Source organism: Veillonella infantium, from assembly GCF_002959895.1.
In the GTDB taxonomy this organism is placed as follows: domain Bacteria; phylum Bacillota; class Negativicutes; order Veillonellales; family Veillonellaceae; genus Veillonella; species Veillonella infantium.
Genome location: NZ_PPDD01000002.1, coordinates 35,826 through 60,196 on the forward strand (window position 1 = coordinate 35,826; position 24,371 = coordinate 60,196).

The 24,371-nt window shown below is 38.6% G+C and carries 19 protein-coding genes and 1 other RNA gene; all 20 read right to left on the minus strand.

What is annotated here, in order from left to right; genetic code table 11:
• Positions 1-11: 11 nt before the first annotated feature.
• Entirely contained in the window at positions 12-716 is a 705-nt protein-coding gene (gene recO / locus VCHSUH03_RS01495) for a DNA repair protein RecO (protein WP_105093828.1), read from the minus strand.
• Positions 703-2,034, minus strand: coding sequence for a hemolysin family protein (locus VCHSUH03_RS01500; RefSeq protein WP_105089242.1), 1,332 nt, complete (start codon positions 2,032-2,034; stop codon positions 703-705). Before VCHSUH03_RS01500 ends, recO begins: the two co-directional genes overlap by 14 nt.
• A gap of 54 nt (positions 2,035-2,088) precedes the next feature.
• Complete coding sequence (era, locus tag VCHSUH03_RS01505; RefSeq protein WP_105093829.1) at positions 2,089-2,988, minus strand: GTPase Era; 900 nt, start codon at positions 2,986-2,988, stop codon at positions 2,089-2,091.
• A complete protein-coding gene (ybeY, locus tag VCHSUH03_RS01510) occupies positions 2,981-3,457 on the minus strand; it encodes an rRNA maturation RNase YbeY (protein WP_105093830.1) in 477 nt (158 codons plus the stop codon). Before ybeY ends, era begins: the two co-directional genes overlap by 8 nt.
• Positions 3,458-3,459: 2 nt before the next feature.
• Positions 3,460-4,473: a PhoH family protein gene (locus VCHSUH03_RS01515; protein WP_005386516.1), complete on the minus strand. Its 1,014-nt coding sequence runs from the start codon at positions 4,471-4,473 to the stop codon at positions 3,460-3,462.
• A gap of 8 nt (positions 4,474-4,481) precedes the next feature.
• Positions 4,482-5,447, minus strand: a complete 966-nt coding sequence (gene mnmL / locus VCHSUH03_RS01520) for a tRNA modification radical SAM protein MnmL/YtqA (protein WP_105093831.1) — start codon at positions 5,445-5,447, stop codon at positions 4,482-4,484.
• 75 nt (positions 5,448-5,522) lie between these two features.
• A complete protein-coding gene (locus VCHSUH03_RS01525) occupies positions 5,523-7,361 on the minus strand; it encodes a B12-binding domain-containing radical SAM protein (RefSeq protein ID WP_105093832.1) in 1,839 nt (612 codons plus the stop codon).
• A gap of 63 nt (positions 7,362-7,424) precedes the next feature.
• Positions 7,425-7,841 (minus strand): transcriptional regulator, encoded by a 417-nt coding sequence (locus tag VCHSUH03_RS01530; protein ID WP_105093833.1) that lies wholly within the window; start codon positions 7,839-7,841, stop codon positions 7,425-7,427.
• Positions 7,842-8,010: 169 nt separating this feature from the next.
• A complete protein-coding gene (gatB, locus tag VCHSUH03_RS01535; RefSeq protein ID WP_105093834.1) occupies positions 8,011-9,459 on the minus strand; it encodes an Asp-tRNA(Asn)/Glu-tRNA(Gln) amidotransferase subunit GatB in 1,449 nt (482 codons plus the stop codon).
• Positions 9,456-10,916, minus strand: coding sequence for an Asp-tRNA(Asn)/Glu-tRNA(Gln) amidotransferase subunit GatA (gene gatA, locus VCHSUH03_RS01540; protein ID WP_105093835.1), 1,461 nt, complete (start codon positions 10,914-10,916; stop codon positions 9,456-9,458). The genes gatB and gatA overlap by 4 nt, the downstream gene beginning before the upstream one ends.
• A gap of 11 nt (positions 10,917-10,927) precedes the next feature.
• On the minus strand, positions 10,928-11,218 hold the full coding sequence (gatC, locus tag VCHSUH03_RS01545; protein ID WP_004696952.1) for an Asp-tRNA(Asn)/Glu-tRNA(Gln) amidotransferase subunit GatC: 291 nt from the start codon (positions 11,216-11,218) through the stop codon (positions 10,928-10,930).
• 74 nt (positions 11,219-11,292) lie between these two features.
• A complete protein-coding gene (gene ligA, locus VCHSUH03_RS01550; protein ID WP_105093836.1) occupies positions 11,293-13,296 on the minus strand; it encodes an NAD-dependent DNA ligase LigA in 2,004 nt (667 codons plus the stop codon).
• An 81-nt stretch (positions 13,297-13,377) separates the two neighbouring features.
• Positions 13,378-15,567, minus strand: a complete 2,190-nt coding sequence (gene pcrA / locus VCHSUH03_RS01555; protein ID WP_105093837.1) for a DNA helicase PcrA — start codon at positions 15,565-15,567, stop codon at positions 13,378-13,380.
• A 104-nt stretch (positions 15,568-15,671) separates the two neighbouring features.
• Entirely contained in the window at positions 15,672-16,613 is a 942-nt protein-coding gene (locus VCHSUH03_RS01560) for a manganese-dependent inorganic pyrophosphatase (protein WP_008601052.1), read from the minus strand.
• 155 nt (positions 16,614-16,768) lie between these two features.
• Positions 16,769-19,951: an efflux RND transporter permease subunit gene (locus tag VCHSUH03_RS01565; RefSeq protein WP_008601054.1), complete on the minus strand. Its 3,183-nt coding sequence runs from the start codon at positions 19,949-19,951 to the stop codon at positions 16,769-16,771.
• Between the two features lie 14 nt (positions 19,952-19,965).
• Positions 19,966-21,093, minus strand: coding sequence for an efflux RND transporter periplasmic adaptor subunit (locus VCHSUH03_RS01570; protein ID WP_008601056.1), 1,128 nt, complete (start codon positions 21,091-21,093; stop codon positions 19,966-19,968).
• 272 nt (positions 21,094-21,365) lie between these two features.
• Positions 21,366-21,707: a transfer-messenger RNA gene (ssrA, locus tag VCHSUH03_RS01575) on the minus strand.
• A 184-nt stretch (positions 21,708-21,891) separates the two neighbouring features.
• Complete coding sequence (gene bioF, locus VCHSUH03_RS01580) at positions 21,892-23,046, minus strand: 8-amino-7-oxononanoate synthase (RefSeq protein WP_105093838.1); 1,155 nt, start codon at positions 23,044-23,046, stop codon at positions 21,892-21,894.
• Position 23,047: 1 nt separating this feature from the next.
• The gene (locus tag VCHSUH03_RS01585; RefSeq protein ID WP_105093839.1) at positions 23,048-23,779 is read right to left on the minus strand and encodes a 6-carboxyhexanoate--CoA ligase; all 732 of its coding nucleotides are present in this window, start codon (positions 23,777-23,779) and stop codon (positions 23,048-23,050) included.
• The gene (locus tag VCHSUH03_RS01590; protein ID WP_105093840.1) at positions 23,779-24,279 is read right to left on the minus strand and encodes a hypothetical protein; all 501 of its coding nucleotides are present in this window, start codon (positions 24,277-24,279) and stop codon (positions 23,779-23,781) included. The genes VCHSUH03_RS01585 and VCHSUH03_RS01590 overlap by 1 nt, the downstream gene beginning before the upstream one ends.
• Positions 24,280-24,371 lie beyond the last annotated feature (92 nt).

The following is a 24,371-nucleotide window of genomic DNA, read 5'->3' on the forward strand; positions in this document are numbered from 1 at the left end:
TTTGACTATCATTAAATTATGGAGTTCAAAAACTTAACACTTTGTAGTTGTTTTCCTATTTCTTGCTCGCAGTATGCAAATAGTAGTTTTTCTAGTTCCTTCCATATTGTTTTGGGAAGTTCTATAGGCGTGTCTTCGCCCCACTGGTAAGAAAGAATTTGAGGTAATCCAGCTTTTACAGAAGGAGAAATACTGAGATTCGTCGTTTCTCGTACCTGCAACCAAAATGGATCAATACCATCTTGATGAGTAAAAGCATTAGCCCTAGGCACAACCCCTGCGAGGGATAGTAATTGCCATCCTAGCATTATCGTTCCTAGCTGTACATTGCGGCGCCGTATTTGCTTGGAATAGTTTACAACGGTATCAAACACCTTGCGATCTACATCATACATAGCAAAAAGTTCTTGAATGAGCTCACTGGCCACTGCAGCATAAGCAATATTATCTAAATTCACATCTAATGATTCTACCACATAGGAACCATCAATTTGTGTAACATTTACATATTCACCATCAGATACGACCGTTATATACATGGCACTAAAGGGACGTAAATAGGAACTGTTACGCATGGTCATCATGCGCTTATGCGGTATAGATGCACGTATAATCCCTAAGCTAGGTGTGATAAAAGTAAATACAGAGTATAGCTTATGTTTTTTTCGACTAATGACGATGGCAGGCGTGTTAAAACCACCATTAAGCTTCTTCATGTTCTTCTTCCGTTATTTCCTCTTCAGGTAAAGGTGTTACTTTAATACGGGATACGCGATAGCCTTGCATTTGTGTTACTTCAAAGGTATATCCCAATGCATCCACAGTATCACCAACGATTGGTGTCCGTTCTAAGAGACCAAATACATAGCCCCCAATTGTATCAGAATCGGAATCGTCGATTTCAACGTCCATCATTTCCTCTACTTCGTCTACGAGGACCTTACCATCAAACTCAAAGGATCCATCTGCATAAGCAATTTTAGCTGGTAAGTGTGGTTCATGTTCGTCTTGAATATCCCCAACGAGCTCTTCGATAATATCTTCAAGGCCTACGAGACCAACCATACCACCGTACTCATCTACAACAATAGCTTGATAGATACGACGAGTTCTCATGTATTGTAGCAGTGTGGATAACTTCATTACCTCTGGCACAGTTAAGATATCTCGTTTTACATTACGCAAATCCTTACGCGCTTGGTTAGGACGTTCCATGAGGTCCTTAATATGAACTAGACCAATGATATGATCCTTATCCTCCACACATAGAGGGTAACGCGTATGAGCCTTAGAACGAATAAATTTCATTGCTTCATCGTAACCGTCTTCAACGAAAATACAGTCCACATCTTGACGCGGTACCATAACCTCTTTAGCTCTACGGTCTACAAAGTTAAAAACATTGTCAATCAACTCTGATTCTACTTGGTCTAGTTGACCTTCTTCATGACTTCGAGAAATCATCATACGGATTTCTTCTTCAGAGTACACAAGGTCTAGCTCTGTTAAATATTTTGTTTTGTAAAAGCCCAAAATAACAGTGGAAATTTTGCTAGCAATCCAAATGAACGGATATACCAAACGACCAGCAGCTACTACGATGCGGCTATAGGTATTTACATACTTTGTTGGGAACGATAAGCCCAATGCTTTAGGTACGATTTCACCAAAGATTAAAACGATTAAGCTAATTAATAGCAATAAAAGTATATCTAGTACGAGGTGCATCCATGTACTATGCACATTAAATACCGCTACAAGTTGATCTACGATGTTATCAAATACATAGGTGCCTGTACCAGCAAGAGCCAAAATAAAGAATAAAATCAAAAACTGCGTAGTATTTAAAAAATACTCAGGGTTTTGATAGAGTTTTAATAAAAACTCTCGATCCTTCTCTAAAAGGATATCCATATCCTCAACATGCTCTTTACGAAGGCGGGCAAAGGAGAACTTTGCGACCACAAAAAAGTTAATTAAAAATATACATACAAGGCCAAACCCTATGGGTAACAGGCCATCTACACTATCCATCTTAATTCCTTTCATACAATAGGGAAAACAAGTTAGTAATTATTATATCAGAATTTATTTTCTATAACCAAGTTCAGATAACATGCCGGATTTATTGCGCCAATCCTTTTTAACCTTAACCCAAAGGTCTAAGTACACCTTTGTAGCCAATAGTTTTTGAATATCTACACGGGCTTCAGCACCCAGTTGTTTCAACAAGGCACCTTTCTTACCGATGATAATTCCCTTTTGAGAGTCTCGTTCACAGTAAATAGTAGCACGGATATAGGTTGTACCATCATCACGCGTTTTCATTTCATCTACATCTACAGCGATAGCATGAGGGATTTCATCACGTGTAGCCAATAGAATTTTTTCACGAACAATATCGGAAATGATAAGACGTTCTGGTTGATCCGTAATCATGTCCTCTGGGAAGTATTGTGGACCTTCCGGTAATGTTTCTTCTAATACATGTAGAACTTCATTTAGGTTCTCTTTATCCTTTGCAGAAATAGGAATAACCCCTGCAAATGGATATGCATCTTGATAAGACACGATGGCTTCTAAAAGCTCCTCTTTTTTTAGAGTGTCAATCTTGTTAACGACTAAGAAAACAGGCACTTTTACACGTTTCAATTGTTCAATAATGAAATTATCCCCAGGGCCGCGTTTTTCGTTGCCTGCCACTACAAATAAAACAGCTTCCGTTTCTTTCAAGGACTCAATGGCAGCATCTACCATGAATTCACCTAATTTATGTTTTGGCTTATGTACACCTGGTGTATCCATGAAAACGATTTGTTTTGCTTCATCTGTATATACACAGATAATACGGTTGCGCGTTGTTTGAGCCTTATCGGATACGATAGCGATTTTATCACCAATAAGGGCATTAATTAAGGTAGATTTACCGACATTTGGTCGACCTACAACGGCTACAAAGCCAGATTTGAAATGTTCGTTGTTATTCATTATATGGTGCATCCTCCCGCACATAACCGAGATTACCTAAGATAAATTCTTCTTCAGTACGCATCTCTTTTTTATCTTCATCGTTCATATGGTCATAGCCTAAGATATGTAAGCAACTGTGAGTCGTTAAGTACGCTAATTCTCGTTCAAAGCTATGTCCATATTCAATAGCCTGTTCACGAGTGCGCTCTAAAGAAATAATCATATCACCAAGTAAGTGATGTTCCTCTTCACTGCCTTCATAATCATCCCCTTCATTAAGGGCAAAGGACAATACATCGGTAGGTCTATCGATACCGCGATATTCCTTATTGAGCTCGTGAATCTTTGCATTATCGCAAAGTAAAATACTCATTTCATCTTCTTCAAGACCATATACGCGACTCACTTCATCACAGACCTTACGTATAACAGCCTCAATATTGGAATCCTCTTGAATTCCTTCATCATAGCTAATATTTATATACATGCTTATCCTTTCGCTACATGCTCTTTAGATGCTGCGTTAGTTTCCGCAGTCTCACCAGCTAATTTACGTTCATGATACTGATCGTAAGCTTTTACAATACGGCCTACTAAATCGTGACGAACAACGTCTTGATCGCTAAAGTAAACCATATTAATACCAGGCACATGGCGCAATACCTTTTCAGCCTCGCCAAGACCAGACACAACACGTGGTGGCAAGTCAATTTGTGTCTTATCACCGTTGACTACCATTTTAGAATTGTTACCTAGACGTGTTAAGAACATCTTCATCTGCTCAGCCGTCGTATTTTGAGCTTCGTCAAGAATAACGAAAGCATTTTCTAAGGTACGACCACGCATATATGCTAATGGTGCTACCTCAATAGTACCGCGTTCCATAAAACGTTGTACTTGCTCGATGCCAAACATTTCATGTAATGCATCATAAAGAGGTCGCAAATAAGGATCTACCTTGTCTTGTAATTCACCAGGTAGGAAACCTAATCGTTCACCAGCCTCTACAGCAGGACGAGTCAAAATGATTTTATCAACATTGCGGTTTTTTAAATAGAATGCAGCTAACGCTACGGCTAGGAATGTTTTACCTGTACCAGCAGGACCTATACCAAAGGTAATGGTGTTTTTGCGAATGCTATCTACATAGTATTTTTGACCTTCCGTTTTAGGCGTAATATTTTTACCGCGCATATTAACAGATAAGGTATCTTCAAACATAGTATGTACAGCATCAGCTTTACCGTTCGCTACAAGTTTGGCCGCAATACGAACTTGGGACTCAGTGATGGTACTACCTTCTCTGTATAGGAATACTAGTTCTTCTAAGGTGCGATAAAGGGCCTCTACTTGCTTTTCATCGCCCTTGATAACCACGGTATCTCCACGTGCCACTACATCTACAGAGATGACTTCAAGCATCATATGCAAATACCGATTATGTTGACCTAGTATGGATTGTGCTAGGTCATATGTAGGAAATGTAAATACTTGTTCGCTCATACAACCTCCTAATCTATAAACTTACGAACGGCTTTGCCGTTTAAATAATCACATAAATCACCTTGATGGGCATCCAATTCGTCTAATTTATCATCAATCAAATCTTGTACGCGCCACCAGCCCATAGACCAATTTGTAAAGAGCGTATTATCTTCAGGTGCTCGTCCTACAAGACGTTGTAATACAATGTCAGGATGTAAATGACGAACAAAATTTACAACCCGATCAGCATATTCTTCAGCACTGATTAAGGTGAACTGACCTTCTTGATACCACTTGGCCATCAGTGTATTTTTTACGATATACAAGGCATGTAATTTAACTTGATCAACACCGAGGGCTGATAAGATACGGGCCCCTTCGATGGTATCTTTCATGGTATCCCATGGAAGATTAACAATCATATGTGTAGTAATGTTAAATCCGTATCGTTTAATGCGCAGTACAGCATCAATAAACTGTGCTAAATCATGACCCCGATTAATTTTCTCTAATGTATCATAATTAACCGTTTGTAGGCCTAATTCAATATAGATATCTTTTTGAAAACGATCACGAATATCCGCCAAGATTTCTAGGTATTCATCGGCAATACAATCTGGTCGCGTAGCAATAGCAATGCCTACAGCTTCATCAATACAGCCTTGCTCCATATAGCTTTTAAAATCATCAAGTCCCAAATAGGTATTACTAAAGTTTTGATAATAAGGTATAAATTTTTTCGCCTTATATTTAGGACCTATGTGAGCAATATTTTCCTCTAATTGCATGCGCACTGTCATCCAAGCAGGACGATTTTCATAGCCCGCACCGATTTCACCACAGAAGGTACAGCCCCCTACGCCTGCCGAACCATCTCGATTTGGACAAGTCAGGGGCAACGCAACAGGCAATTTATAAACCTTTTCCCCATAGGTTTCTTTATAATATTTAGATACCATGCGGTATCGCTTTGGTCTCGTTGTATCGGTCATAACACTCCTATTTAACTAACCAATCATCGCTTATTATGTAATATTTCAACTATCAAAAATACTATGTTTATATTACTAACAAGCCTCTATTTCAGGACGTATAAAGGGTTTTACCTCTTTATTAACGTCGATAACTACGGTAAATGGTGTATTAGGTACATTTTCTATACCTAATACATGTGCCGTGTCCTCAGACATTGGCATTTCCACATATTGTTGGCGAATTTTACGCCATTCTTTAAATGTATAGTCTGGAATATACTGAGATGCAATCTCTTCGTTGCGCCAGAATGCTTCCCCTTCTTGTAAAAGTTCTTTTGTCTGCTTCGGCAAACCAACGGCTTCGCTGCGAACCTTACCACGATAGCTAACAAGTGTATCATATTGCAATAGTTCGGCTGCTACTTTGTCACCTTTAAACAAGAAGAAATTATACAAGAACTCAATTTGGTCGATATCTTTCAAATTAACCTTATGATTTCCAGCATCGAGCCAAGCCTGTGTCATTTCACAGAAATAAGAAAAGGCATCTTTTTTAGGCTCCACTTTAGAAGGATCATACTTTTTCATAGGTGGTACATGATTTGTTGCTGTATCTTCACCAGTTATGGATGTATCAGTATGTTCCTTTATGAGCTTGCTTCCAATATAGCCAAAGACAGTTCTAAAACGTTCACTATTATAGAAGCGTTCAAATACATCTTCAAAGTGTTTTAAAAAACGTATATCTTTATACGGTAATACATGAGTGGTTAGTACCTCATATGGCGCTAAAGGATCGCTAATATATTGGTATTCCTCCATACGGCGTACACCAGACCCTTTTAATAATTTCAAGAAACCGATTTGCAGCGCATGAGGTTGTAAACTAAATAAATCGTTGAAGGATAATCCAAATCGAGCTTTATTTTCGTAAGGTAAGCCTACAATTAAGTCCATATGTACATGTGTGCGTCCCGCCTCAATAATAGGACGAATTGCCTTTTGAATGTACGGCCAATCGTTATATCGATTAATAGCATCTAAAGTTTTCTTATGTGTACTTTGCACGCCCACTTCGATTTGAATACGCCCAGGTGGTGTTTCACAGAGAATATTTGTTTCCCATTCCGTCATGAGCTCAGGTTCCATTTCTAAATGGAAGTTAGTCTCTGTATCAGCATCACGCATAAATTCCATCAACGGACGATGGTGATGTGGTGCACAGTTAAAAGTTCGATCTACAAATTTAACTTGCTTTACCTTATGATCCATAAACCATTGTAACTCTTTTAATGTTCTTTCTTGTGGAAAGAATCGAACCGTATTCTTGTTGCCAGATAAACAATACTGACAGGAGAATGGACATCCTCGAGAGGACTCATAGTAGATGATTTTATGTTCTAAATCGACCATATCCTCTTCCACGTATGGGAATGGTATAGTACTGAGATCCTTAACCTCTACGGTCTCAATAGAGCCCATGAGTTGGCCAGAAATATGGCGGCCACGAACGCCAGCAATTTCCTCTGTAAGGCCATCCTTGCCATTTGTTAAGGCCCTAATAAGTTGATAAAAGGCTTCTTCCCCTTCACCTTGTACAACATAGTCTACAGCATGGCAACGATTTAGAATTTCATCGGCTGTGAAAGATACCTCTGGACCGCCTAAGATAATTTTAATATCTGGTCGAACAGCTTTCACCATGTCTACCACATGTAAGGTCATTTCAATGTTCCAGATATAGCAAGCAAAGCCCAATACATCTATATTGCGCTCTGTAATATCGCTAAGAATATGTAAAACAGGCATATTAATAGTATATTCTACTATATCGTATGCCTGTCCGTGAGCCTGCCCATAGGCTTTGAGATAACGCAAAGCCAGGGAGGAATGTATAAATTTTGAGTTTAATGTGGATAAAACTACGTTCATAGGTCCCCTTTATATCATCGAATGGCTCAGCCACCGTCTAGTCATAATATATATATTATACCATTAAAAGAGGCCAAAGATAAAGGAAACAATAGCCCCCACTAATATGACAACACCTACTACGGATAGGATAATGCCACCAAAGAATACTACAGCTGCTAAAACAATTGCTAGAAGGATAATTAAAACAATACGACTCAGCCAGCTGGTACTATTAAAGCTATACACCTTAACATGAGGGCCATATTGATTGTACTCTTCACCGCGTTGATACTCTTCGTTCATATTACTAGGTGTAGAGTCCACATGAACAGAGTCTCCTACCTCTTCAATAGTTACACCATCAAAGTCACGTCGTTCATCATCAGACAGTACCCGTGTATTTGGTTCTGCAGAACGAGCATTACTACCAAAGCTATCGCTACGTTCATTATTTCTATATGTATTTTGATTGTTATTTGTATTGTATTGATCAGACATCGTTACGTCCTTTATATAACCAAAATAATAATTAATTTTATACAACTTATTATATCATATTTTAGATAGAAAAATGCAAATAAATATCCCCTACAGATATAAATTTATATATCTATAGGGGATGTATTATATTAGTATTCTTTGTAACTAATATATGCTAACGCACAGATTAGTCATTCAAGAATTTTTGAAGTAATTCATTAACCATACCAGGGTTAGCACGGCCTTTAGATTCCTTCATAACTTGACCAACTAAGAAGCCAATAGCCTTGCCATTACCGCTCTTGAAGTCTGCCACTGGTTGTGGGTTGTTAGCGATAACTTGTTTAACGATTTCTTCAATAGCGCCTGTATCTGTAATTTGAACAAGACCTTCTTCTTTTACGATAGTATCAGCATCCTTGCCGGATTCCCACATGGATACGATAACTTTTTTCGCAATTTTACCAGAGATTGTACCTTTATCAATAAGGGCAATCATACCAGCCAAGTTTTCTGGGCTTACTTTAGATTCAGCAAATGTTAAACCACTTTCATTAATCATCTTGGACAAGTCACCAAGCATCCAGTTAGCCACAGTCTTAGCATCTGCACCTGCTTTTACAGTAGCATCTAAGAAATCTGCAGTTTTACGAGATACAGTAAGGATTGTTGCATCTTCACGAGATAACCCATATTCAGATACAAAGCGTTCAATCTTAGCATCTTGCAATTCAGGTAATGCACGACGTACTTCTTCGATTTTTTCGTCTGTAATTACGATTGGTACCAAATCTGGTTCTGGGAAGTAACGATAATCGTTTTCTTCGTCTTTTTTACGCATACCAATAGTAATGCCTTGAGCATCATCCCATGTACGTGTTTCTTGATCTACTTTACCGCCAGCTTCAATCAACTTAGCTTGACGTAATGCTTCATATTCAACAACCTTTTGAATAGCTGTTAAGGAGTTTACATTCTTAGTTTCTGTACGCGTACCGAACTCTTTAGTACCGCGCAAACGTACGGATACATTACAGTCACCACGCAAGGAACCTTCTTCCATACGGCCATCAGATACTTCTAAATATTGCAAAATAGAACGTAGTTTTTCAACATATGCTCTCGCTTCTGCACCGGAACGAATATCTGGTTCAGATACGATTTCAAGTAGAGGTACACCTGTACGGTTGTAGTCAACATTAGAAGATTTGGAATCGGAAATAGTGTTGCCACTATGAACGAGTTTACCCGCATCTTCTTCCATGTGAATACGGGTAATACCAATGCGTTTAGTTTCACCATTTACTTCAATGTCCAAATGACCATTTAAGCAAATTGGCAAATCATATTGAGATGTTTGATAGTTTTTAGGCAAATCTGGATAGTAGTAGTTTTTACGGTCAAATTTGTTAAAGTTTAGAATTTCACAGTTCAATGCTAACCCTACTTTAATAGCAAATTCTACTACTTGTTTATTTAACACAGGCATAGCACCAGGCAAGCCAAGACATACTGGGCATACATGTGTATTTTGATCGCCGCCGAATTCAGTGGTACAACCACAGAAGATTTTAGACTTAGTCTTAAGCTCTGTATGAACCTCTAAACCAACGACTGTTTCGTATTTACTACTCATAGAGAAACCTCCCCAGTTGGTGCTACTAATTGACAGTCTGGACGTGCTTGTTCAAATGTGAAAGCCGCACGTAACAATGTTTCTTCACCCATAGCAGGACCAAGCAATTGCATACCGATTGGTAAATTGCTACTACTCATACCTGCTGGAATGCTGATACCTGGGATACCTGCAAGGTTAGCTGGTACTGTACAGATATCTTCTAAGTACATTGCTAATGGATCATTTGCTTTTTCACCAAATTTATAAGACGTATTAGGTGCAGTTGGTGTTAAGATTAAATCCACTTTGGAGAAAGCTTCATCAAATTCGTTTTTAATAAGGCGACGAACTTTCAATGCTTTCAAATAATAAGCATCATAGTAACCAGCACTCAATACATAGGTGCCTAACAAGATACGGCGTTGTACTTCAGGACCAAAACCTTCTGTACGAGTTTTAGTAGACATTTCTACTAAATTATCTGCAGGTACGCGCATACCATAGCTTACACCGTCATAACGAGCCAAGTTAGAGCTTGCCTCTGCCAATGCAATGATATAGTACGCAGATAATGCATATTTAGAATTAGGCAAGGAAACCTCAACGATTTCAGCACCTAATTTTTTGTATGTTTCGATAGCTTCTTCAATAGCTTTACGAACTTCGCTATTGAGACCTTCACCAAAGAATTCTTTTGGTACACCAATTTTTAGATTTTTTACATCATTTACAAGAGCTGTAGTGTAGTCTACACGAGTACCTGGAATGGATGTGGAATCTTTAGCATCGTGGCCAGAAATAGCATTTAATACTAAAGCAGCATCAGTTACATCTCGAGTAACAGGGCCAATTTGATCCAAAGAAGATGCGAAAGCAATTAAACCGTAACGAGATACATTACCATATGTTGGTTTTAAACCTACAACGCCACAGAAGGATGCTGGTTGACGAATAGACCCACCTGTATCAGAGCCAAGAGCCCAGATTGCAGAACCACTAGATACAGCTGCTGCACTACCACCAGAAGAACCGCCTGGTACACAATCAATATTCCAAGGATTAGTCGTTTTTGCTAATGCAGAGTTCTCTGTAGACCCACCCATAGCAAATTCGTCCATGTTAAGTTTGCCTAGACTAACATAATGATTGTCTTGTAAACGTTCGATAACAGACGCATTGTATGGAGGAATAAAGTTTTCTAACATTTTAGATGCACATGTTGCAGGCTCATCTTTAATACAAATATTATCTTTGATGGCACCAGGAATACCTGCCAATGGGGAAATAGCTTCACCTTTAGCAATTGTTTCATCTACAAGCTTAGCTGTAGCCAAAGCGCGATCATGAGAATCGGATAAGTACGCATGTACAGTCGGTTCCACTTTCGCTTTATGTGCAATAACAGCATTCGTCAATTCAACAGCGCTGATTTCTTTATTCACTAGTTTCTTGTGTAATTCATGAATTGTTGCCACAGCGAAACCTCCTATTCTTGTACAACGCGAGGTACTTTAAAGTACCCATCCTCTGCTTCTGGAGCATTGGATAAAGCTAAATCATGATCGAGGGATGGTTTTGTTTCATCCTCTCTAAATACATTGTGCAATGGTACTGCATGAGCCATAGGCTCCACACCATCAAGTTCTAATGCATCTAGTTCAGCAACATAAGTCAAGATGTCGGACAACTCTTTTTCTACATGTGCCATATGTTCTTCCTTAACTTCCAACCGTGAAAGTAAGGCGATTTTTTTAATTTCCTCTTGGCTGATTTTCATCGAGACACATCCTTTCATAATTATTTATTATAAAGCAAATAATATATATTTTCAAAATATTGTAGAATGTATGTCTATTGGATTTCTCCGAGTTCGCGTAGGAGTTCTACAAACTCTTCTTCATTCATAACACGAATCCCCAATTCATTTGCTTTAGTAAGCTTACTACCACTGTCTTCGCCAGCAATAACAAGGGTTGTTTTCTTAGAGACGGAACCTGTCACCTTTGCTCCATGAGCTTCAAGAATTTTACCGGCTTCACTGCGACCCATAACTTCAAGCTTCCCTGTGAGAACGACGATTTCCCCTTCCAGTTGATTACCTGCAGCTTCTACAACATCTACAGTCATCTTAAGACCTGCCGCAGTTAAACCTTCAATGATTTCTACATGAGTAGGATCTTGACGGTATTCAACAATACTATCTGCCATCGTAGGACCAATCTCTTCTACTGCAACGAGTTCTTCCTTAGTAATAGTCATAAACCGTTCCATAGATTTCACGACATTAGCAATTGTTCCGGCTGCTTTAGATCCAATTAGTCGAATACCAAGACCATATAGTACACGATCTAATCCGCGAGATTTAGAATCTCCGATAGCTTTTACTAAATTCTCTGCAGACTTCTTACCCATTCGGTCCATGGTAACTAGTTGATCCACCGTTAAATGATATAAATCAACAACATTGGTGATTAATTTGTTATTGATTAGGTTTTCTACAATGCTAGGCCCGAGACCATCGATATTCATAGCATCGCGAGATGCAAAATGGATAATTTGTTCCTTTTCAATGGCAGGACAATGTTTATTGGTGCAGCGAACAGCGGCTTCACCTTCACGTCGGACTGCAGGAAATTCGCATACAGGACATGTATTAGGAATTGTGAAAGGTACTTCAGAACCAGTTCGTTTTTCTGGAACTACGCGGATAACCTCTGGAATAATCTCGGCTGCCTTGTGAATGATAACATGGTCACCAATGCGAATATCCTTTTCATTGATGAAGTCTTGGTTATGTAATGTAACACGACTTACATTTGTACCGGACACGAATACAGATTCTAGCTCACCAGTAGGTGTAAGAACGCCTGTACGCCCTACATTAATCGTAATATCCTTGAGAATGGTTTCTACCTCTTCTGGAGGATATTTATAGGCTGTAGCCCACTTAGGATCCTTGGCTGTACTGCCAAGTGCCTCTTGATCATCAAAGCTATTTACTTTAATAACCATACCGTCGGTATCGTATGGCAAGTCATGGCGTTTTTCATCCCAATAATTGATAGTTTCAATAACTTCATCAATGGTTTGACACACGCGATAGTGAGGATTCACAGAGAATTTAAAGTTTTCTAGGCTTTTGAGTAATTCCTCTTGGCTATGAATATTAGCACCTACTTCGGAACCTAAAGCATAAGCAAAGAAGGCTAAGTTACGACTTGCTGTAATAGCAGGATCTTGTTGACGCAAGGAGCCTGCCGCCGCATTACGAGGATTCACAAAGGTTGGCAAGCCCTCTTCATCACGTTCTTCATTTATGCGTTTAAATTCGCTATGAGGCATATACGCTTCACCGCGAACCTCGATAAATTCTGGCGCATTCTCTAAATATAAAGGAATGGATTTAATAGTACGCACATTAGCAGTTACATCTTCACCAACGCGACCATCACCACGTGTTACGGCACGTACAAACATGCCGTTCTCATAGTGCAAATTAACAGCTAAACCATCGATTTTAAGTTCTACCACATAAGCAGAAGGCTTATGACCTAATTCCTTCTCTACACGACTAGCAAATGCACGTACTTCATCAGCACTAAATACATTAGATAAGCTCAACATAGGACGGCCATGAACGACCTTTTCAAAGGAACCTTCCACCTTCATGCCTACCCGTTGTGTTGGAGAAGATGGCACAATATATTCAGGATGAGCGGTTTCCAAATCAACAAGCTCACGATATTTTTTATCATATTCAAAGTCACTCATTGTAGGAGCATCTTTTACGTAGTATAAATACTGCGCATGAGTTAGCTCTTGTTGTAACTCTTTAATTCTATCTTTCGGATTCATATTACATCCCTTTTACTGTGCAGTAACACTCTATACGTTCCTAACAAGTAATGTAGAGAGGTTAACTGCGATACACAAGTTTTATTCCTTCTTAACAGGTGCAAATTTTGCCATTACTACACGTACACCTTGTGTAGGGAATTCAATTGTCAGCTTCATACCAGCCCCTTCGCCGGCAACATTGATGACTTTACCATTGCCCCACTTGCTATGAATAGCCGTATCGCCAACCTTCCAATCGGCAATTACTTCATTGCGAACGATTGGCTTTGTAACTGGTCGGCTTGTAACACTCATATGTTGCGGCACATGACGCTTAATATCATCAGGTACTTTACGCTTAGCACGCAAACCATCTACTAATTCTTCTGGAATTTCATCGATAAAACGAGATGGTAAATAGCTGCTAGTCCGTCCAAATACGGTACGCGTAGTGGCATTAGAAATATATAATTCCTTTTCAGCACGAGTAATACCTACATAAGCAAGGCGGCGTTCCTCTTCAATTTCCTCAGGGTTCATCAAGGTGCGACTATGAGGGAATAAACCTTCCTCCAAGCCACCTAAGAATACAATAGGGAATTCCAAACCTTTGGCAGCATGTAATGTCATCAAAGTAACTTTAGACTCTTCTTGCTCGAAAGAATCAACATCATTTACGAGTGCTACTTGTTCCAAGAAGTCCTCCACTGTACCAGTTGGATTTGTATCTTGGAAGTCTTTAGCTACAGATAAAAGTTCACCGATATTCTCAGCACGAGCCTGATCTTGTGGATCTGTACTTTCTTCTAATTGTGCCAAGTAACCAGTTCTATCAAGAATGGCTTCTAAAATATCGAGTACCGATTTATCTTCCATTTCAGCTACAAGAGTAAAAATAAGAATACCAAATTCTTCTAACTTTTCCTTTGTCTTACCTTTAATCGTATCTACTAGATGCAACTGTGTTAATGTCATAAACAAGGATGTACCATTTGCACGAGCATAATCTTGTAGTTTTGCCACTGTAGTAGCACCAATACTACGCTTAGGTACATTGATGATACGCAATAAGCTTAAATCATCGAACGGATTATATAACACGCGTAAATATGCTAAAACATCCTTAATTTCTTTACGATCGTAGAACTTTGTGCCTCCTACCATTGTATAGGGCAATGCTCTCTTAATCAGTGCTTCTTCCAGCACACGAGATTGAGCATTAGTACGGTACAAAATAGCCATATCACCATAAGGTACACCATGGATATCGTGCTTTTTAGCAATAGTATCGCCAATGAAAGCAGCTTCTTCATGTTCAGATTGAGCTGTAAAATGCTGAATTTTAGCCCCTTCTGTTTTATCTGTCCATAAATTCTTCTTAGGACGACCTTCGTTATTTTCAATTACCGCATTGGCTGCATCAAGAATGATCTTTGTAGAACGGTAGTTTTGTTCTAGCTTAATAGATGTACAGTTTGGATAATCCTTTTCAAAGTCCAAAATATTTTGAATATCTGCACCACGCCATGCGTAAATACTTTGGTCAGCATCACCTACCACAGCAATATTTTTCCAATGAGAGGCTAATAATTTAGCCAATAAATATTGAGCGTGGTTTGTATCTTGATATTCGTCGATCATAACATAGCGGAATCGCTTACTATATTTATCTAATACAGCCTCATTGGACTGCAATAATTTAACGGCTACCAATAAAAGATCATCAAAATCTAGAGCATTATTCTTACGCAATTCCCGTTCATAATACTCGTATACATCAGCAACCTTTTGTTGGTAAAAGTCTCTCGCTTGTTTTCTAAAATCAGATGCAAAAAGCAATTTATTCTTTGCGTCAGATATAGCGGCGATCATAGCACCTACAGGATAGTATTTATCGTCAAGGTTTAATGCTTTCAAAGCCGCCTTAATAACAGCTTGAGAGTCAGATGTATCATAGATTGTAAAGTTACTGTTATAACCTAAGAAATTATCTAACTCAAAACGCAAAAATTTGGCACAGAAGCTATGGAATGTGCTGAGCCAAATACGATTAGCTACATCACCTACTAAACCTTCTACACGACTTTTCATTTCTTTTGCCGCTTTATTGGTGAAAGTAATAGCTAAGATTTCATAAGGATTAACACCTTGACCCAATAAATGTGCAATACGAACAGTTAAAACCTTTGTTTTACCAGATCCTGCACCGGCTAAAATCAATAAAGGGCCTTCCGTATGTTGAACGGCTTGTTGTTGCTCTTTATTTAAACCTGTTAATAATGAATTCATCGGAACACCCCTATCGCCCTTACATATACTATAGTTTCATAATCATATAAATAGAGAAGAAGAACGTTGCAAGCAACGTTCTTTTCCCTTTGTATACTACTATACTATTTCATAGCACCAAGAATTGGTGGTACGATTTGTTTTTTACGAGACATAGTATTTGGCAAGAATACGCCATTATCTTTAACTTCTTTTTCGAATGCTTTTGTTACTACAGCTTCTACATCACCGCTGAATAACAATGTAGTACTTTCATCAAGAATATTTGTAATCATGATGTAAGATGCATCATAGTTATTAGCACTGCGAAGAGCTTCTAACGCTTGTACTAATTCACCTTGTTTAGCCAATACGTCTGTTGTATCCATAACGGAAATTTGACCGATAGAAATTGTTTTACCTGCTTCGGAGAATTCTTTCATGTCTGTACGAACGATGTCGTCGTTAGTCAAATCAGAAATATCTGCACCAGCTTTTAACATATCAAGGCCATAGGACTCGATATCTACACCAGCGATTTCCGCCAATTTATGTGCCATTTCTTTATCTGTTTCTGTGCATGTTGGAGAGCGGAATAAAACAGTATCAGAAATGATAGCGGACAACATCAAACCAGCAATAGTTTTAGGAATTTCTTGATTGTTTTCCATGTACAATTTAGTAATGATTGTATTAGAGCAACCTACTGGTTCTAAACGCATAAATACAGGACCATCAGTTTCGAAATCACCAATGCGGTGATGATCCACAACGCCGCACATATTCATAGACTTGTAACCGTCAATGATTTGTTTAGATTCATTGTGGTCTGTTAAATATAAGTTACCACCTTCTGGAGCAAATTCTTCCCAATTCTTAACGATTTGAGGGTGTTCAAAACCAAAATGATTCAATACGTATGTTGTTTCCTTATTTGCTTCACCTGCACATACTGGAGTAGCTGGTGTACCCATTTGTGTTAAGAAATTAGCAAAGGAAATAGCAGAACAAATAGAATCTGTATCAGGGCTTTTATGACCTGCTACATATGTTTTTACATCACTCATAATATACCTCTTTTATATAAATTTCACACTTAATATCGACTTACGTCAATCCGATTTTTAACTCTATTATTATATCATAAATTATATAAAAAAACACGCCACTACTAAGTAGTGACGTGTTTTTATCATTCTAAAAAATTATCTAATGTAAATGATTAGTCGTGATTTTTTTTGCGGTTTGTAAACAAACCAGGCCCAAGTGTTTCAATGATGATGAACAGCATTGGAATGATAAAGATACCAAACAATGTTGCTGTTGTCATCCCTGCTACTACAGTAATACCCATGGATGTACGAGCACCAGAACCAGCACCAGTAGATACTGCCAATGGCAATACACCAAGGATAAACGCAAAGGATGTCATCAAAATTGGACGTAAACGAATTTTTGCAGCTTCGATAGCGGCATCAACAACGTTCATACCACGTTCGTCAACACGGATCTTAGCGTACTCAATAATCAAAATCGCATTTTTGGCAGCCAAACCAACAAGGGTTAAGAGACCAATCTGCATGTAAATATCATTAGCTAAGGAATATCTGCCTGTAAAGTTCAACAAGAATGGAACTAAAGAAGCACCAATCATACCAGATGGTACGGAGAACAATACGGCAAATGGTACCTTCCAAGATTCATACAAGGCAGCCAAAATTAAGAATACAAATACTAGACCTAAACCAAGAATCATGATGGTTTGAGAACCAGCTTTCAACTCTTCACGAGATTGACCTGCCCAGTCATATGTATAACCGGCTGGTAATGTTTTAGCTGCCGCCTCTTTCAATGCATTTATGGCATCACCAGAGGAGTAACCATTCGCTTGAGAACCACCGATTTGTACAGCCATCGCATTATCAAAACGAGTAATACTAGACGGTGTACCTGTTTGTTCTTTCGTAATATAGTTAGAAACTGGAACCATAAGGCCCTTGCTATTACGAACAGCTAGCATATTAAGCTGTTCCGCATTTTGACGGTAAGCGTCTTCAGCTTGAACTACTACTTTATAGTTTTTACCATATGTAGTAAAGTCATTGACTTGAATACTACCATAGAAACCTTGCAATGTAGTAAAGATATCAGCTAATGCCACGCCATCTTGAGCCGCTTTTTCACGATTCACATCAAATTGTAAGGATGGTGTAGATGTATCAAATGTAGTGTAAATAGATCGAATTGCTGGACTCTTACGAGCTTCTGCTAAGAATTCATTAGCACGTTCCGCCATAACTTGTGGGCTGTCACCAGCTTTGTTAATGAGGTACATGCTGAAACCACCTGTAGAACCTAGACCAGGAATAGATGGTGGGTTCATAGCAATTACAGTTGCTTCTGGTACCTTTTCAGCAGCAAAGCCAAATGTTTGACCAACCATGGCATTAATTGATGTTGCTTGTGTTGTACGATACTTCCAGTCAGACATAGTAGCAAAGATTACACCTGCACTTGATTTTTGACCACCACCTAAGAGGTCAAAGCCTGCTACTGTAAATACTTCTTGGAATAATTGCTCATCTTTTGGCTTTTCAGGATCATTTTTACCTTCCAAGAAAGAGGCAATTTTTTCAAGGGTCGCCATCGTACGCTCAGATGTGGAACCTGGCGGCTCATTAACAGCAATCATGTAATAACCGCTATCCTCTGCAGGTACAAAGGATGTTGGTAAGAAGTGGAATACTAAGCCTGTTCCCCCCGCAAAGATAAGCAATGCAATAACGGTTAAGCTCAAACGATGGCTTAAACGAGCCAATTGGATACCATACCAATTGCTGAAACGTTCTAGGCCTGCATTGAATTTATTTAACTGACGATGTACCCAATCTTCACGCTCTTTAGGTGTGTGAGGTTTTAACATCGTAGCACATAGTGCTGGTGTTAATACAAGGGCAACAATCGCAGAAATAACAACAGATACAGCGATTGTTAATGCAAACTGTTTGTAAAGAATACCTGTCATACCACCCATGAAGGCAACTGGTACGAATACAGCTACCAATACAAAGGCGATACCAATTACAGGGCCTTGTACATTTTCCATCGCTTTAATAGCCGCCTCTTTCGGAGGTAAGCCATTATATTTTAATTCATACTCTACCGCTTCTACTACTACGATAGCATCGTCAACAACGAGGCCGATAGCCAATACCATGGCGAATAATGTTAACGTATTGATAGAGAAATCAAGTAATACGAAAGCACCAAATGTACCTAGCAAGGATACTGGAACAGCAATCATAGGAATGATCGTAGATCGCCAAGATTGTAGGAACACATATACTACGATAAGAACGAGTAACAATGCTTCTACAAATGTATGCTCTACCTCTTTAATGGAAGCACTTACGAATTTAGTATTATCTACAACTACGTTATATTGCATATCTGGTGGGAAAGATTTAGATTGTTCATCTAGTACCTTCTTAACATTCGCAATAGTTTCTAATGCATTCGCATCATTTTGTAAGGAAATAGCAAAACCTGCTACCTCTTTATGTGCGGACTTAGCAATAAAGTCATATCCTTTAGCACCAATTTGAATGCGAGCAACATCTTTTAGATGCAATACCTTACCATTAGAGCTTTTAATAGCAATATTACCAAATTGTTCAGGTGTTACAAGACGACCTTCAATTTTGATAGGGTATTGAAATGCTTGTTCCCCATTAGTAGGATTTTGACCAACTGTACCTGCAGCAGCCTGTAAGTTTTGTCCCTTAATAGCTGCTGTTACTTCAGAAATGGTAACACCAAGATTTTGCATCTTCGCTGGATCTAACCAAATGCGCATAGCATAATCAGAACCGAACTCTTGTACAGAACCGACACCCTTAATGGCTTTAATAGCATCCATCATATAGTTGGTACTATAGTTCTTTAAGAATGTAGAATCATAAGTACCATCAGGTGAGTTCAAGGAAAATACCATAGCCATATCACCAGAAGATTTAGTAGTTGTAACACCAACTGCTTGTACCTCTGCAGGTAATTGAGCAAGTGCTGCTTGTACACGGTTTTGTGTATTAACCGTATCCATATCGGCATCTGTGCCTTGATTGAACTGAACAGTCAAAGAGTAACTACCATTACTAGAGCTACTAGATGTCATATAGTCCATATCTTGTACGCCTACGATTTGTGTTTCAATAACACTGGCTACCGTATCATTAACAACTTGAGCCGTTGCACCTGTATAGGCAGTGTTTACACGAACTGTAGGTGGAGAAATTTGTGGATATCGAGCTATCGGAAGGTTCATCATAGAAATGAGACCTACCAAGGTAATAACAATGGCTATTACAATGGCAAAGATAGGTCGATTAATAAAGAATTTCGACACGATCTAGCCCCCTTCTATTTTGTAGCTTTTAATTGTTCTTTTGAAAGCAATTTAGCATTAACCTTCACACCGTTTTTAACCTTAGTTAAGCCATCAACGATGATTGTGTCTCCAGGTGCTAAACCGGCTTTAATAATTGTATCGCTACCACTTGTACCGCCAACTTCAACACTTTTTTGTTCTACTACACCATCAGCATTTACAACATAGATAAAGTTTTTATCCATGATTTGAAGAATGGCACGACTAGGAACAAGAATAGCATCTTTAAGTTTTTGACCAGGAGAAATCACTGTAGCAAACATATTTGGCAATAACAAATGATCAGGATTTGGGAAAGATGCTTTCAACACAAGCTTACCTGTTGATTGATCAAGACTTTTTGCTGCTTGAACAATAGAACCCGGTTGATTATATGTTTCACCGTCTGCAAGTTTTAATTGAATGTTTGGACCATTGGAATCATCGCCAGTTGGATTTTTCATGAAGTCAAGATATTCTTGTTCAGTCATACTAAACTCAACAAAGATAGGATCAATGGAGTCAATTGTAACTAATGTTGTAGAACCAGCTTGTACAAATGCACCCATATCAATATCATCCATACGTAATGTACCGGAATATGGTGCATATACCATTGTGTCACCCAAGTTATCTTGAGCAATCTTTACAGATGCTTGGTATGCTTCATATGCTGCCTTAGCTTGTTCTGTAGTACTGCGTTGCGTATCTACACGTTGCTGCGCAATCGCATCTTGTTGAGCCAATGTTTCATAACGATTAAGATCTACTTCAGCATTTTTATAAGTCGCATTAGCTTGAGCCGCTTGCGCTTCAGCGTTGGCAAGACTAGCTTCGTATTGACGAGAATCGATACGATATAATGGCTGCCCTGCTACAACTTGCTCCCCACCTTTAACATATTTTTCAACTACGTAACCAGTTACACGAGCATGTACAGCTACAGAGTTTTCTGCAACTACTGTACCAGCATAGGTTTGGTTTACCTGTGCATCACTTGCAGTAATTTTGTATGCATTGACACTCACGTCGCCTGCTTGCTGTTGATTACTGCCACAACCAGCAACCATTACAGCGGATACAACGAGAGCCGCTAACATACGGGAATAACGGAACTTCATTATCTGTACTCCTTTACACGAAACTAATCATCTATGTGTCATAATTACATAAATATCTTTATATATTTTACAGGATTCTATAGACAAAGTCAATTTTTTCGATACCCTTCCACCTTTATAAAACATAGATAAAATCTATATAAATTCATATTCATTGTACACAATCAAAGCGACAAAAATTATTGACTTTTATATTTTTCTGTGTACAAAAAAATTCTAGAAGCATAGAACCATTATTAAGCATTCTATACTACTAGCATATATATTCAATATGGTGGAGATGAGGGGAGTCGAACCCCTGTCCAAAAGTGTTGCCATATAGACTTCTCCGAGCACAGTCTATGATTGACGTCTCAGGTTGCTACCGCTCACAGACAAGCTACACAACCCCAGTTCATATTGTCTCGCCTAATTCATATGAACAACTGAATTAAGCCAGCCTACGGTTTGACGTCCATTCACACTTGGTAGGCACAAGTATGAGGGACGTAGCTTATGCAGCTAATGCAAAATTTTCTTCTGCGTTTAAATGTTTTCCCACCGTTTAACGGCCTCATGGAACGCCGACTCGCTATCTATACCACACGCACCCCTGTCGAAACCTTTACATCCCCGTGCGTCGGTCTCATAATTATAAGCCTATTTAGTATTACTGTCAATTATATGAAACCTTCACCAATTCGGTATATTCACTACTCTTAGCCTTCTCAACTTATCTAAATTTGACAGCTTTACCAATCCAAGGATTCTTTTATCACTTATTACTGTCTTTAGTGAATATATTATCTATTATCATGATTATAACTGTTTCATAGCATTATGCAGTGATTGGCACACATAATCTATTTGTTCTTTATTATGCGCAGCAGTCACCGTAAGTCTAATTCTGCTTTCACCAATAGGTACTGTAGGGGGACGAATAGCAGTCCCAATAATACCACTCTCATATAGATACTCAGATACTGCAAGTGTATCTTCATTACGCCCAATTAGTATTGGGAAAATTGGTGTTTCATTGGTAGCATTAATCCCCATGGAAATCAATTTGTCTGCCATATAATTTACATTTTCATGTAAACGCTGTAAAACGGATATATCTGATTCAAGAACATGTAGAGCAGCTAAGGCAGCCCCTATATCAGCAGGAGATAATGCGGTAGAAAATATAAAACTGCGACTCGTATTAACGAGATAATCTATAATAGTGCTATTTGCGGCTACATAGCCACCAACAGAGCCTAAAGATTTACTCAATGTACCAAGTTGTATGTCTACTTCTTTTTCGAGTCCAAAATAGGCCGCTGTACCATGACCATTACCAATAGTTCCAGTTGCATGGGCATCATCTACCATGAGCAGTGCATTATATTCACGGCTCAGTTCATATAGCTTATCTAGTGGTGCAATATCCCCATCCATACTAAATACGCCATCTGTAACTATAAGCTTTTGAGTGTTTCGATCCACCGATTTTAACAAATACTTTAATTCGTCTATATCACAGTGGCCATATGTTTTTATAGTACCTCGACTTAATCTACAACCATCAATAATACTAGCATGATTTAAAGCATCGCTAAAGATAATAGTGTCCTTATCTGCAATAGCTGAAATTGTTCCTACATTAGCCATATAACCTGTATTAAATACGAGCGCTTTTTCTGTATTCTTAAATTTTGCTAATGCATTTTCAAGCTCTGTAAACAATGGAAATGTTCCAGACACAAGTCGAGACCCACCTGAGCCAGTACCATATTCTTGAGTCCCTTTCAGAGCCCCTTCTATTACACGAGTATCAAAAGTTAAGCCCAAATAATTATTTGAAGCCATCATTAAATATTCTTTATCATCTCGTTTTACTCGCACTGCATCTAGAGGACAGTATTCTCTTAAGGTTCGTAAATTATGGTTCTCTATCTTAGAGTCCAATTGTTCTTTAAAAAATTTGTACATTCTATCTCCGTTGAACAAGTACTGGAGCACTCTCCAAATACTCAATTACACTTTCACTATCTATATCAGACCGTACAAAGAAAATACGGCCCCCTATATTTGAGCCCAATTCTTTCATATTAGGAATGCGATGGTATACACCATTGCAAGCAACATAACCTACTGTATAGTCTGGATCATCAGACCAACATAATTCGCCAACAATACCATCTGCTGATTGAACCTTTGAAGCTAATACTAAAGCCTCTCTCATATGTTCATTATCACCTAACGCATGAGAGTCAAAGGAGTCCATATGGCTCACACGTACTCCACGATTGCCTTCATCTAAACGCCCACCAGTAATTGTATCCACTAACATAGCGCCGCGCATGGATTTATCTAAACTTTTTAACATAGAAATAGCTTTGTAAACAGCAGTCTTACTAATAGCAGGATCATCTAATAATTCAATCGCCAATTGGTGGGATTCAGAAATGCTATTAGTTTTATGTTCCTCTACCTTTAGACAGTCAATATATCTAATCTTCTCCGGTGGGATTAAATCTACAGTAATATTGATAAAATCAGCTGTTCCTTTACTGTGATACAGTGCGCGATCAGCTAACGATTGAGCTATAGCCCCTACTTCTTCTAACTTCACAATCCGCTCTGCACCAGAAATATGGTGGCCCCCTTTTTCATGGGGACCACCTTGAGCAGCACGCATGCGTACACTATATAATTCAGCCATTATGACACCTTCCCTTTAACAAGATCATTTTGAGGTACTTGGCTGTGAATTTTACGGAATACTTTTACAAATACTGGTGCCATAATGACTGTAAAAATCATGCCAGGCACTGCTAATGCAACCATAGGTAATGCAGCCTTACCAATATATACAGACAAGGTCAATCGCGCTAATGCAGATGCAATCGGGCCAGAAATCATAATACCGATCATATGATTGTGGCACATCCAAAGAATTAGCCCTACGATAAGTCTAAATTGCATAGCAATCATAACATTCAAAATAGTTTGTGTACCTAGTGCTAAACCGATTAAACTAGATAGACAACCACTAATAATATATTTCTTAAATCCGAATACGGCACATATAGCTACCGCTAACGGGGCTGATAGTTGAAATTCTATACCTGGAATGACATTAGGTATTTTAATAGCACCTAACACAGTAATCATAGCCGTTAAAATAGCAATCTCTGTAATGTACCGGATGTTCTGATTCATGATATTTCTCCTCTACTTAGAAAATGTCAACTACAAATACTGCTCTTTGTTTACATTATAATTTCAATATACATATTTATCAACCAAAAGTA